This window comes from Pseudomonas sp. YuFO20 (genome assembly GCF_035064975.1).
In the GTDB taxonomy this organism is placed as follows: domain Bacteria; phylum Pseudomonadota; class Gammaproteobacteria; order Pseudomonadales; family Pseudomonadaceae; genus Aquipseudomonas; species Aquipseudomonas putida_AE.
In genome coordinates, this window is record NZ_JAXDEO010000102.1 from 1 (window position 1) to 10,987 (window position 10,987).

The following is a 10,987-nucleotide window of genomic DNA, read 5'->3' on the forward strand; positions in this document are numbered from 1 at the left end:
GCTGGTCGGTATAACCCTGGCGGCCGGCGTGGTGTGCTGGGTCTGGTCGCCGATCAAGTTCCAGGCCGACATGGGCATCCTGCTGACCTTCATGTTCCTGTGGAATATGCTCGGCGCGCTGATCCTGATTCCGGCGCTGTCGTACTTCCTGCTGCGCAAACAACGGAGTGGGGGAGTGCTTGAAGTCGCTGATCGCGAGGCGGTCGTTGCCCCGGGCAAGCGTGTGGAGCTCGCCGCCAGCTCCCTGCGTCGATAGGCGCTGGACCATCGCATCCAGGCGGGCAGCAATGCGCCGTCTGGATGCGAACAGGGATCTACCCGATCAGCCCTGGCAGAAGCGGATCCGGTTGCCAAACGGATCGTAGACTTCAAGCACTTGCCCCCAACCCTGCTGGACGATCTCCGGACGTCCGTAGCCGTAGCGCTTGGCGAGCAACTCGTCGCGCAGCTGTTCGATATTGTTCATTGGCACAAACACTGTCGAACCCGGGCTGGCATCGCCATGATGTTCGGACAGGTGCAGTTGCAGACCGTTGCGGCTGATGCCCAGGTACAGCGGCAGGTCGGCTTCGAAGCGGTGTTCGAATTCGACGCTGAAACCCAGGAAATCAAGATAGAACTCACGGGCCTTGGCTTCGTCGAACATGCGCAATATCGGAATGGGTTTGTCGAAGGTCACGGTGGAAGCGGGCGGGGTGTCGGCCGGGGAAAGCATCGCGGATGCGGTGTTCCAGTCCTTGTAGCCCAGTTGCTCTGCGACCAGTTCCAGCGCGGTGGAGTGAGACAGGCTCTGGTTGCGTTCCTCCAGCGAGGCGCGCAACTGTTTGGCCATTTGCTTGGCTTGCTCGATTGAAAACATCGTTGCTCCTTTAGCCGAGATCCTTGGGTGCCCGCGTTGCCAAACCTCGACCGTCAAGAGATACGACAGGGTTCGTATGAGGAAGCGATGCTTTCACCTTTCCCATCGGGAGCGAGCGGCGGGCAGCATCGGCCCGGTGCCGATAGTACATAGCCGCTCCCGTGACGGGAAGACCTACGCCTGTGTATCGCTGTGTATCCAGACCCGTCGTACGCAGGTTGGCTTACAAATGCCCCTGCAACCGGATACATCCGGGATACACGGTTGCCGTCAAATGGCCCTGCCTCAGCGAGAAAGCAAACGCGCCTCGCACCACGGCTTATCGCACGACCTTAGCGGCTTGGCCGCACACAGTATCCGGAGAATCACCATGTCCCGTATGTCGAACAAATCCCGTATTGGCCTGATCGCTGTTGCACTGGCCGGCAGCCTCAACCTCGCATCCACCGCCTTTGCCGCAGACGCGTTGCCCCAAGGCTACCAACTGGCCGCGGCGGAAAAGACCAGTGAAGGCAAGTGTGGCGAAGGCAAGTGCGGCGCAGATGAAGCCGGCGCCAAAGTGACCAAGGCCGGCGAAGGCAAGTGCGGTGAAGGCAAATGCGGCGATGCTTCGTTCGCCCGTACCGACACCGACCACGACGGCCGCGTTTCGCTCAAGGAACTGCTGACCGTAGCCCCGCAGGGCGGCGAAGAGTTCAAGGCCATGGACACCAACAACGACGGTTTCCTCTCCGAAGGCGAGGTCTACAAATTCCGCACCAACCAGTTCACCTCCAACGGCAAGAAAGTGCCTACCGAGCTGTTCACCCAGATGAGCAAGGCGAAGAGCTGATAACGCGATACAGCGGTAAAAAATCACCTCCCTTGGGTTTTTCCCTGGGGAGGTATTTTTTTTCGATTACCAGGCCCAACGCGTCCAGACAGCCGACCCATCTCTTGCGGTTGTACCCGATCAAACTGTAGGAGCGAGCTTGCTCGCGAAAAACGTCCGGTCAACGCAATCACCCAGATAGCGCGCGTCATCGTTGACGTTCATCGCTGGCAAGCCAGCTCCTACAGGGGGAACGCGTTCGCTTGGGATCATGCGTACGGCTCTCAGTCAAAGGCACTACGGTAGGCAAACAGCCCAGGCATCCCGCCGGTCATCACAAACAGCAGATTGCTGCCCGCCGGGTAGTCGCCCCGGCGTACAGCGGCGAGCAGGCCGGCGAAGGCCTTGCCGCCGTAGACGGGGTCGGTGAGCAAGCCTTCCTGGGATGCGAGCAGGCGCAGCGCTTCGAGCATCGCTTCGGTCGGCGCGCCGTAGGCGTCGCCCCGTTGGCTGCCATCCACACGAATCGAGGTGTCGGCCAGTGTTGAGGACGGGGCAAGCAGCTGTAGAACCTGACGGGTTTTTTCCAGGGTCGTGGTCGTGGCCTGTTCCTCGGTCGCCAGGACCGAGTAGCCGAGGATGTGCGACGAAGCGCCCGCCAGGGTGACACCGGCCAGCAGCCCTGAGTGGGTGCCGGCGCTGCCATTGGGCACGATGATCTGCTCGAAATGCACACCCAGCACATCCGCCTGGCGCAGTATCTCCGAAGCGCAGGCGGCATAACCCAGGCTGCCCCGGGGGCTGGACCCGCCGAGGGGCATCACGAAGGGCTTTTTACCTTGCCCCTTGAGCGTGTCGACCAACTCGGCCGCATAGGTATCAGGCACGACTCCCCGCGCCAGCCGATGGACCTTCGCGCCAAACAGTGCGTCCAGCAGCACATTGCCGTTGTGGCAGAAGTCATCGTCGCTGCGCACGGCCGAGGGGGTCAGGATCAGCTCGCAGGCGAGGCCGTGACGGGCCGCCACGGCAGCGGTCAGGCGCGCATGATTGGATTGAAAACCGCCCCAGGTCACCAGCGTGTCGGCGCCTTCGGCCAAGGCTTCGCCGAGCAGGAATTCCAGTTTGCGCAGCTTGTTGCCGCCGCCGCCGAGACCGGTCAGGTCATCGCGCTTGACGTAGAGGTTGCAGCCATTGAGATCGGGCAAGCCGCTCAATCGGGACAGTTTCTGGATCGGGGTCGGGCCTTCGAGCAGGGCCACCCGTGGGTAGGCGGCCAGCGCGGCATCAAGAAGATTCAAGTCGTGGGGCATGAAGGATCGCTCATGGAGGAAAGGAAGCTCGGTGGGCTGAACGCCATCTGCCACTCTAGAAAGCCGTGGATTGAAGATATACCGCTGGCAAGGAATTACAGTTGATACACCGTGTAATGAACGGTGGTATCTCTGATATAGATAACTCTGATCTTGATTATTCGTTTATTGAGATATCATCGCGCGAGATAAGGTCTGCCCGACTGAAGAAGGGAAGGGCAGGCGATGAACAATGTAAAACCCGCGACTACCGACAGTGCGCCACATCCCGCCAGTCCATGGCGCGGCACTCTTGCCGGTTTTTCGGCGAGTCTGGTCGGGATTGGCCTGGCGCGATTTGCCTATACGCCGCTATTGCCGGCGATTGTCGGCGCCCACTGGTTTGACGCCTCCAGGGCGGCCTACCTTGGCGCGGCAAACCTGGCGGGGTATCTGGCCGGAGCGATCTTCGGCCGCACACTGGCGGCCAGAACTTCTACCCGAGCGACCCTCAGGGGCATGATGCTGCTGGCCAGCGTCGCGTTTTTCGCTTGCGCCTGGCCCCTGTCCTTTGCCTGGTTCTTCGCCTGGCGATTCCTCTCCGGTGTCGCCGGCGGGGCGCTGATGGTCCTGGCCGCGCCGACTGTGCTGGCGCACGTGCCGCCCTCGCGCCGGGGCCTGGCGGGCGGGGTGATCTTCATGGGCGTGGGCGTCGGGATCGCGGCGTCCGGGACCTTGGTGCCGCTGCTGCTGCAACAGGGCCTTGGGCAAACCTGGCTGGGTCTGGGCGTGATCGCGCTGTTGCTCACCGCCATTGCCTGGCGCGGCTGGCCGACGGAAAACGCGCCGGTGGCCAGCACAGTCCAGCACCATCGCCCGGCGCCCAACGGCACCCTCAAGGCGCTGTATGTGGAGTACGCGCTGAACGCCGCCGGGTGGGTGCCACACATGATTTTTCTGGTGGATTTCGTGGCCCGGGGCCTGGGCCAGGGCCTGCAGACGGGCGCGCAGTACTGGGTGTTGTTTGGCATTGGCGCCACGGTCGGCCCGCTGCTGGCAGGGGGGCTGGCGGACCGGGTCGGCTTCGCTCGCGCGTTGCGGGTGTCGTTCCTCATCGAGGCCATCGCCGTCGCGGTACCGGTCTTCGCACCGGGCAGCCTCTGGCTGATGGTGTCCAGCGTGACGGTCGGCGCCTTTGTCACCGGGACCGTGCCGCTGGTGTTGGGGCGGGTCCAGGAAATTCTTGTCCGCCATCCGGCCCGGCAAAGTGCGGCCTGGCAGACCGCCACGGTGGGTTTCGCCCTGTTCCAGGCGGTCGCCGCTTATGGGCTGTCGTTCCTGTTTTCCTACAGCGGCGGCAACTACAGCCTGTTGTTCCTGATTGGCACGGCGGCCATGTTGCTGGCCTTTGTGATTGACCTGCTGGCGGCTCTGCGAAGCTCGTGTACCTCGGTGACCCCATGAATTACGCCGAACGCAATCTGGCCTATTGGCGGCGCAACCTGGCTGTCTGTGTGTTCGGTTCGTTCACCACCCTGGTGAGCCTGAGCATGCTGTTGCCGTTCCTGCCGCTCTATGTGCAACAGCTTGGTGTAACGGCCCAGGCCGATGTGGTGCAGTGGTCCGCCGTGGCCTTCGGTGCGACGTTTTTTGGTACGGCGATTACCGCGCCGCTGTGGGGGCGACTGGCCGATCGTTATGGGCGCAAGCCGATGCTGGTGCGCGCGGCCATCGGCATGGCGGTGGTGATGTCGCTGATCGGGCTGGCGCGGGATGTGACTGATCTTGTGGTGCTGCGCCTGGTCGCCGGGCTCATCGGCGGTTATGCCTCGGCTTCGATTGTGATGATCGGATCCCAGGTGCCACGGGAAAAGGCCGGGTGGGCACTGGGCGTGCTGTCGACGGGGGCGTTGTCCGGCAACTTGATCGGGCCGCTGGTGGGTGGTTTCCTGCCGCAGTGGGTCGGCATCCGCGGTACTTTTTTCGTCGGTGGCGGCATGATCGCAGTGGCCGCGATCGCCACTCTGGTGCTGGTTCGCGAGGATTTCAGCCGGCAGTTGGACGGGGCACGGGGGGTCGCTACATCCAGGCACGAGGCTGACAGTGCGCGCTGGCCAATCATCGCCGCGTTGTTGATGACGGCGATGATGGTTTTGCTCGCCAACATGTCGATCGAGCCGATCATCACCGTCTACATCGGTGACCTGGGCGTGGCGCTTGATGATCAGGCGCGGATTGCCGGGATTGTGATGGCCTGCTCGGCGCTGGGCAGCATTCTCACCGCCGCCCGGCTGGGGGCGTTGGCCGATCGGGTCGGCAGCTGGAAGGTGATCATCGGTTGCCTGGTGCTGACCGGCATCGTCATGGTGCCCCAGGCATTCGTCACGCAGTGGTGGCAGCTGGCAGTGTTGCGCGGCCTGATGGGCATGACCCTGGCCGGGCTGCTGCCGGCGATCGCCAAGCTGATCCGGCAGTCGGTGGCGGAGCATAACAGCGGAAAAATCCTCGGCTACCTGCAATCGGCGCAGTTTTCCGGGCAGGTGATCGGGCCCTTGATCGGTGGCCAGATCGGTGCGCATTTCGGCCTGCACCAGGTGTTCCTGGTCACGGGCGCGCTGCTGGTGTCGTGTGCCGGGGTCAACGGTTGGATCAGGTCACGGATTGGTACGCTGCAGAGCGCTACAACGCCAAGGTAACGCGTACGCCAGCCATATGCACGCTGTGCAGAAAGGTGGAAAGCGCACTGGAGAAATAGCCGTCGAGGCGCCGCACGAACACCGTTTCCACTTCAGCCAGCTGCGGGGACAGTTCGTGCACGGCCACCAAGCCCTCGCGCGCCGCGTTGGCAACAACGCCCCTGGGCAACAGCGTGACCCCGACCCCGGCCGACACGCAGGCAATGATCGCTTCGATTGAACCGAACTCCAGCGGCTCGGGGGTGGGGGCGCCAAGGCTGGTCAGCAGTGTGTCCAGGCGTTGGCGATAGGAGCAGCCAAGACGGAAAACCACGGTCTTGAGATTCAAGGCCGCGGCGACATCCGCCAGGCGGTGCAGGGCCGGTGAGGTGACCAGCACCAGTTCTTCGCGAAAGACCACTTCGCTGCGCAGCTGCGGGTGATTGACCGGCCCGACCACGAACGCGCCCTCCAGCTTACAGTCGACGACGTCCTGGATCAGGCTGCAGGTGGTGCCGGTGCGCACCACCGGGCGAACCTCGGGGTAATCCCTGGCGAACCGGGCGATCAGATGTGGCAGGCGCAGGGCGAGGGTGGTCTCCAGCGTGCCGATCTCGAGCTCGCCCCTGGGCTGGCCGTCATCGCGGGCGGCTCTGGAGGCATCGAGGAGCAATTTCGCCAGGCGGTCGGCAAAGGGCAGGATGCGCCGTCCCGCGGGCGTCACCTGTACACCCTTGGCGCTGCGCTGGAACAGGGCCACGCCGAGCTCGTCCTCCAGCGAGCGAATCCGCGCCGACACGTTCGACTGCACGGTGTTCAGTTCGCTGGCGGCCTTGTTCATGCTGCCGTGGCGGGCTACCGCGGCCACTACCTTGAGATCCGTGACATCCATCGAACTCACCTATCTGAAAAAACAATAACCAATGCGCAATTCAAGGCTCATTAGAGATTAACACGCAAGCGGAAATCCACGGGAAGTTGATTCACCAAAAACGATCAACTGGATCATTAATGATCATTTTACATGATTCTGTACCGGGCATAGGTTGAACGGGCACAGATACCGCAGCCAGTGGCGGATCGAGTCTGAATCTGAGGCTGTGGAACAACAATAACGCTACCACTGCTACACGGAGTCAACGTGAACCATGCAACCGAATCAGCCAGGATCCGCAACCATCCCCGGTACAAGGATCTGGTCTCGCGCCAGCGCACGTTCGTCGCGAGTCTTACCGCTGCAACCCTTGTCCCGTATTTCACGTTCATCCTCGTCGCCGCCTTCGCGCCCCAGCTGCTGGCAACGAAGCTGTCGGCGACCAGCATCATCAATATCGGTTGGCCATTGGGTGTGGTGTTCATCCTCGGCGCCTGGCTGTTCACCGGTCTCTACATCCTGCGTGCCAACGGTGAGTTCGATGAACTGACCGCGCAGATTCGCGCGGGGGGCATCGTATGAAACGCATCCACTTGATCCTCGGCACGCTGCTCGGTGCAGTCGCCACCAGCGTTTTGGCCGGGGATGTTTTGCAGAACGTCGAGAAACAACCGATCAACATCACCGCGATCGGCATGTTCCTGGTCTTCGTCGTCACGACCCTGGGCATCACGTACTGGGCCGCCAACAAGACCCGGTCGATGGATGATTTCTACACGGCCGGTGGCGGCATCAGCGGTTTCCAGAACGGCCTGGCACTGGCCGGGGACTACATGTCGGCGGCGGCGTTGCTGGGGGTCACCAGCATGATCTTCTTCAACGGCTTCGATGGTGTGCTGTACTCGATCAGCTTCTTTGTCGCCTGGCCGCTGTTGCTGTTCCTGTTTGCCGAGCGCATCCGCAACCTGGGGCGCATCACCATCTCCGACATCGCTTCCTACCGCCTCGATCAGAATCGCATCCGCACCCTGACGGCCTTCGGTTCGCTGACGGTGGTGTGCTTTTACCTGGTGGTGCAGATGGTGGGGGCGGGGCAGTTGATCCAGCTGTTGTTCGGCTTGCCCTACAATTACGCGGTGATTGCCGTGGGCCTGTTGATGGCGGTCTACGTCACCTTCGGCGGCATGGTCGCCACCACTTGGGTGCAGATCATCAAGGCCGGGTTGCTACTGGTGGGCGGCACCTTGCTCGCGATCCTGGCGCTGAGCAAGTTCGGTTTTTCCTTCGACCTGTTGTTCCAGCAAGCCGTGGCCGCGCACCACGATGGCGAGCGGATCCTGCTGCCGAGCAAACTGGTGGCCGACCCGCTGTCGCTGATCTCGCTGTCGCTGGGGCTGGTGTTCGGCACGGCAGGATTGCCGCACATCCTCATGCGCTTCTTTACCGTGCCGGACGCCAGGCAAGCGCGTAAATCGGTTTTCGTCGCCACGGGCTTCATCGGTTTTTTCTACCTGATCGTGGCGGTGCTGGGCCTGGCCGCCATCGTGATCGTCGGCCAGGACCCGGCCTTCTACGAGTCCGGCATCGTCGGCGGCAAGCTCATCGGTGGCGGCAACATGCCGGTGATGCACCTGGCCAAGGCCGTGGGTGGCGACCTGCTGCTCGGCTTCATCTCGGCGGTGGCGTTTGCGACGATCCTGGCGGTGGTGTCCGGCCTGACCATGGCCGGCACCTCGGCGATCTCCCATGACCTCTATGTGATGGTCGTCAAGAAGGGCAAAGCCGAGGCCCGGGACGAGCGCCGCGTATCGCGGATCGCCTCGGTCGGCATCGGCATCGTCGCGGTGGTGCTGGGCATCCTGTTCAAGGACCAGAACATCGCCTTCCTGGTGGCGCTGACCTTCGGCGTGGCGGCTTCGGTCAACTTTCCGATCCTGGTGCTTTCGATGTACTGGAAAGGGCTGACTACCCGGGGCGCATTGATCGGCGGCATTGCCGGGCTGGTGAGTGCCGTCGGCCTGGTGGTGCTCTCGCCGGCGGTGTGGGTCAAGGTGCTGGGCAATGCCGAGGCGATCTTCCCCTATGACTACCCGGCGATCATCTCGATGAACGTGGCGTTCCTCTTTACCTGGCTGGGCTCGGTGACGGATCGCAGCCAGGGCGCGGTGCTCGAGCGCGAGCGTTTCGACGATCAATTGATCCGCGCCCAGACCGGGCTCGGGGCCGCGCAGGCGGTCAGTCACTGATCCTCCACCTTTTCGATGTGCGTCTTTTGCAAGAGGAGCCTGTCATGCAACTCAAAGACAATGGCCTGAGATTTTCACCTGTCACCGTCGTAACGCACTGGATCGTGGCGTGTTCACTGCTGGCGATTTTCGCGCTGCAACTGCTGATCGACCAGGTCTCCAGCGCGGCACTGCAACACCCACTCGGCCGGGTGCAAAACCTGCTGGGCCTGATCCTGTTCCTCGTCTCGATCTATCGATTCTGGGCACGGATCACGTCCTACCATCCGCTGCCGGTGGGCACGCCGAACCCCATCGAAGTGATCGTCAGCCGCTCGGTGGCGGTCGCGCTGGCCCTGGCGATGGTGCTGCTGCCGATTGCGGTATGGGCTTCCCGCGCCGCCGCCGGCGAGGTGCTGCAACTGCCCGGCGGAATGTGGATTCCGGCGCTGCTGCCGGCCAACCCGACCTTGAAGCATGTCGTCGATGTGCTGTTCGACATCGGCGCCTCGGCGTTCCTCGCCGGTCTCGCGCTGCATGTCTTCGGCGCGCTGAAGAATCACTTTCTCCTGAAGAACAACACGCTCAAGCGGATGCTTGGAAAACATGTGGAGCTGTGAGCCATGAACCAGGACAGAATCGATTTCGCGGGTAACCTCATCACCCGGCTCTGCGGCGTGAAATACCCGATTTTCCTCGGCGGCATGGCCGCCATTTCCGGCCCGCAACTGGTCGCGGCAGTGGCCAATGCCGGGGGCATGGGCGTCATCGGCGGCTTGCGCCTGCCGCCCCTGGCCTTGCGCCGCTGGATCGAGGAAACACGGGCGCTGACCGACCGGCCCTTCGGCGTGAACCTGGTGCCGCAGTTTGGCGGCCCTGAGGTCTTCGAAGCGCAGTTCCAGGTGATCCTCAAGGAAAAGCCCAAACTGCTGTCGCTGTTTTATGCCGAGAAGTACGCCGCCGACATGATTGCCCGGGCGAAAGATGCCGGGCTGCTGGTCATGGTGCAGGCGGGCTCGGTGGAGCTGGCTCGCAACGCCATCGCCCAGGGTGCGGACATCATCATTGCCCAAGGCAGTGAAAGTGGCGGGCACCTCAATCGCGGCACGATCGGCATCATGCCGTTGTTGACCTCGATCCTGGCGGTCGCCGAGGGGCGGCCGGTATTGGCGGCAGGCGGTATCGCCCAGGGCGACGATGTGCGCGCACTGATGTCGCTCGGTGCATCGGGGGTGGTAGTGGGTACGGCGTTCATTGCCACCGATGAGTCGAACGCCCATCCGCTCTACAAACAGAAGATTGTCGAGGCAACCACCGATGACACCGAGTACCGCACCGGTTATTCGTTCGGCTGGACCTACGGCACGCCGCACCGGGTGATTCCCAATCGGGACAAATGGAACCTGCTGCGCCTGATCGGTGGCGGCGCCCGGGCGATCGACAAGCCGCGAATGGCGCAGAAACTGTCGCTGTATGCGGGGCAGGGGGTGGGCAAGATTCACAGTGTCGTACCGGCGGCCGAGCGGGTGGCGGAGCTTGCCCTCGGCCTGACTGCGCCGGATCAGCTGCCGACTAAGCAGAGAAGGGCGCTAGGCGTGTAGGAGCCGGCTTGCCGGCGAAGGCGTCCTTGAATATTGCATCGAGTTTGCGGGCCTCTTCGCTGGCAAGTCAGCTCCTACACGGGTTTGCGCACGGCGTTGTTTTGTGGTCGACGCGGAACTGTAGGAGCCGGCTTGCCGGCGAAGGCGTCCTTGAATATTGCATCGAGTTTGCGGGCCTCTTCGCTGGCAAGTCAGCTCCTACACGGGTTTGCGCACGGCGTTGTTTTGTGGTCGACGCGGGCGTGTAGGAGCCGGCTTGCCGGCGAAGGCGTCCTTGAATATTGCGTCGAGCTTTCGGGCCTCTTCGCTGGCAAGCCAGCTCCTACAGGGGGTTGAGCAAGGCGTTGCTTTGTGGTCGACGCGGGCGTGTAGGAGCCGGCTTGCCGGCGAAGGCGTCCTCGAATATTGCATCGGGCTTGCGGGCCTCTTCGCTGGCAAGCCAGCTCCTACAGGGGTTTGCGCAAGGCGTTGCTTTGTGGTCGACGCGGGCGTGTAGGAGCCGGCTTGCCGGCGAAGGCGTCCTTGAATATTGCATCGAGCTTGCGGGCCTCTTCGCTGGCAAGCCAGCTCCTACACGGGTTTGCGCACGGCGTTGTTTTGTGGTCGACGCGGAACTGTAGGAGCCGGCTTGCCGGCGAAGGCGTCCTTGA

Annotated in this window: 12 protein-coding genes; 8 read left to right on the forward strand and 4 right to left on the reverse strand. The window is 62.8% G+C overall.

Annotated features, from left to right (window positions below; translation table 11 throughout):
- Positions 1–256, forward strand: a 256-nt coding sequence (locus SOP85_RS29900; protein WP_323629261.1) for a hypothetical protein, incomplete at its 5' end; no start/stop codon positions are given.
- Between the two features lie 66 nt (positions 257–322).
- Here the strand turns inward: SOP85_RS29900 and SOP85_RS29905 are convergent.
- A complete protein-coding gene (locus tag SOP85_RS29905) occupies positions 323–859 on the reverse strand; it encodes a glyoxalase superfamily protein (RefSeq protein WP_323609445.1) in 537 nt (178 codons plus the stop codon).
- 370 nt (positions 860–1,229) lie between these two features.
- On the opposite strand from SOP85_RS29905, the gene SOP85_RS29910 reads away from it, so the two are divergent.
- Positions 1,230–1,691 carry an HvfA family oxazolone/thioamide-modified RiPP metallophore gene (locus SOP85_RS29910; RefSeq protein WP_274077636.1) on the forward strand — a complete coding sequence of 154 codons (462 nt, stop codon included), beginning with the start codon at positions 1,230–1,232 and terminating at the stop codon, positions 1,689–1,691.
- A gap of 263 nt (positions 1,692–1,954) precedes the next feature.
- Here SOP85_RS29910 and SOP85_RS29915 read toward each other — a convergent pair whose 3' ends face one another.
- Positions 1,955–2,983 (reverse strand): D-cysteine desulfhydrase family protein, encoded by a 1,029-nt coding sequence (locus SOP85_RS29915; protein ID WP_323629263.1) that lies wholly within the window; start codon positions 2,981–2,983, stop codon positions 1,955–1,957.
- A gap of 225 nt (positions 2,984–3,208) precedes the next feature.
- On the opposite strand from SOP85_RS29915, the gene SOP85_RS29920 reads away from it, so the two are divergent.
- Both SOP85_RS29920 and SOP85_RS29925 read left to right on the forward strand, forming a co-directional pair.
- Positions 3,209–4,426 carry a YbfB/YjiJ family MFS transporter gene (locus SOP85_RS29920; RefSeq protein WP_323629264.1) on the forward strand — a complete coding sequence of 406 codons (1,218 nt, stop codon included), beginning with the start codon at positions 3,209–3,211 and terminating at the stop codon, positions 4,424–4,426.
- On the forward strand, positions 4,423–5,658 hold the full coding sequence (locus SOP85_RS29925) for an MFS transporter (protein WP_323629265.1): 1,236 nt from the start codon (positions 4,423–4,425) through the stop codon (positions 5,656–5,658). Before SOP85_RS29920 ends, SOP85_RS29925 begins: the two co-directional genes overlap by 4 nt.
- On the opposite strand, the gene SOP85_RS29930 is transcribed toward SOP85_RS29925, so the two are convergent.
- Positions 5,642–6,529 carry a LysR substrate-binding domain-containing protein gene (locus tag SOP85_RS29930; RefSeq protein WP_323629266.1) on the reverse strand — a complete coding sequence of 296 codons (888 nt, stop codon included), beginning with the start codon at positions 6,527–6,529 and terminating at the stop codon, positions 5,642–5,644. The genes SOP85_RS29925 and SOP85_RS29930 overlap by 17 nt on opposite strands.
- A 249-nt stretch (positions 6,530–6,778) precedes the next feature.
- On the opposite strand from SOP85_RS29930, the gene SOP85_RS29935 reads away from it, so the two are divergent.
- Genes SOP85_RS29935 through SOP85_RS29950 form a run of 4 tightly spaced genes read left to right on the forward strand, consistent with a single transcriptional unit; the run spans position 6,779 to position 10,337 of the window.
- Positions 6,779–7,093 carry a DUF485 domain-containing protein gene (locus tag SOP85_RS29935; RefSeq protein ID WP_274077641.1) on the forward strand — a complete coding sequence of 105 codons (315 nt, stop codon included), beginning with the start codon at positions 6,779–6,781 and terminating at the stop codon, positions 7,091–7,093.
- Entirely contained in the window at positions 7,090–8,757 is a 1,668-nt protein-coding gene (locus tag SOP85_RS29940; protein WP_323629268.1) for a cation acetate symporter, read from the forward strand. Before SOP85_RS29935 ends, SOP85_RS29940 begins: the two co-directional genes overlap by 4 nt.
- Positions 8,758–8,801: 44 nt before the next feature.
- Positions 8,802–9,356 (forward strand): cytochrome b, encoded by a 555-nt coding sequence (locus SOP85_RS29945; protein ID WP_323629269.1) that lies wholly within the window; start codon positions 8,802–8,804, stop codon positions 9,354–9,356.
- 3 nt (positions 9,357–9,359) lie between these two features.
- Positions 9,360–10,337: an NAD(P)H-dependent flavin oxidoreductase gene (locus tag SOP85_RS29950; RefSeq protein WP_323629270.1), complete on the forward strand. Its 978-nt coding sequence runs from the start codon at positions 9,360–9,362 to the stop codon at positions 10,335–10,337.
- 446 nt (positions 10,338–10,783) lie between these two features.
- Here SOP85_RS29950 and SOP85_RS29955 read toward each other — a convergent pair.
- A partial coding sequence (locus tag SOP85_RS29955; RefSeq protein ID WP_323629271.1) for a hypothetical protein occupies positions 10,784–10,987 on the reverse strand: 204 nt, incomplete at its 5' end.

What these genes read in the sequence shown, in the direction of transcription:
- SOP85_RS29945 (WP_323629269.1), top strand. Translation starts at nt 8,802, where the DNA reads ATGCAACTCAAAGACAATGGCCTGAGATTTTCACCTGTCACCGTCGTA.
- SOP85_RS29950 (WP_323629270.1), top strand. Translation starts at nt 9,360, where the DNA reads ATGAACCAGGACAGAATCGATTTCGCGGGTAACCTCATCACCCGGCTC.
- SOP85_RS29905 (WP_323609445.1), bottom strand. Translation starts at nt 859, where the DNA reads ATGTTTTCAATCGAGCAAGCCAAGCAAATGGCCAAACAGTTGCGCGCC.
- SOP85_RS29910 (WP_274077636.1), top strand. Translation starts at nt 1,230, where the DNA reads ATGTCCCGTATGTCGAACAAATCCCGTATTGGCCTGATCGCTGTTGCA.
- SOP85_RS29920 (WP_323629264.1), top strand. Translation starts at nt 3,209, where the DNA reads ATGAACAATGTAAAACCCGCGACTACCGACAGTGCGCCACATCCCGCC.
- SOP85_RS29940 (WP_323629268.1), top strand. Translation starts at nt 7,090, where the DNA reads ATGAAACGCATCCACTTGATCCTCGGCACGCTGCTCGGTGCAGTCGCC.
- SOP85_RS29915 (WP_323629263.1), bottom strand. Translation starts at nt 2,983, where the DNA reads ATGCCCCACGACTTGAATCTTCTTGATGCCGCGCTGGCCGCCTACCCA.
- SOP85_RS29925 (WP_323629265.1), top strand. Translation starts at nt 4,423, where the DNA reads ATGAATTACGCCGAACGCAATCTGGCCTATTGGCGGCGCAACCTGGCT.
- SOP85_RS29930 (WP_323629266.1), bottom strand. Translation starts at nt 6,529, where the DNA reads ATGGATGTCACGGATCTCAAGGTAGTGGCCGCGGTAGCCCGCCACGGC.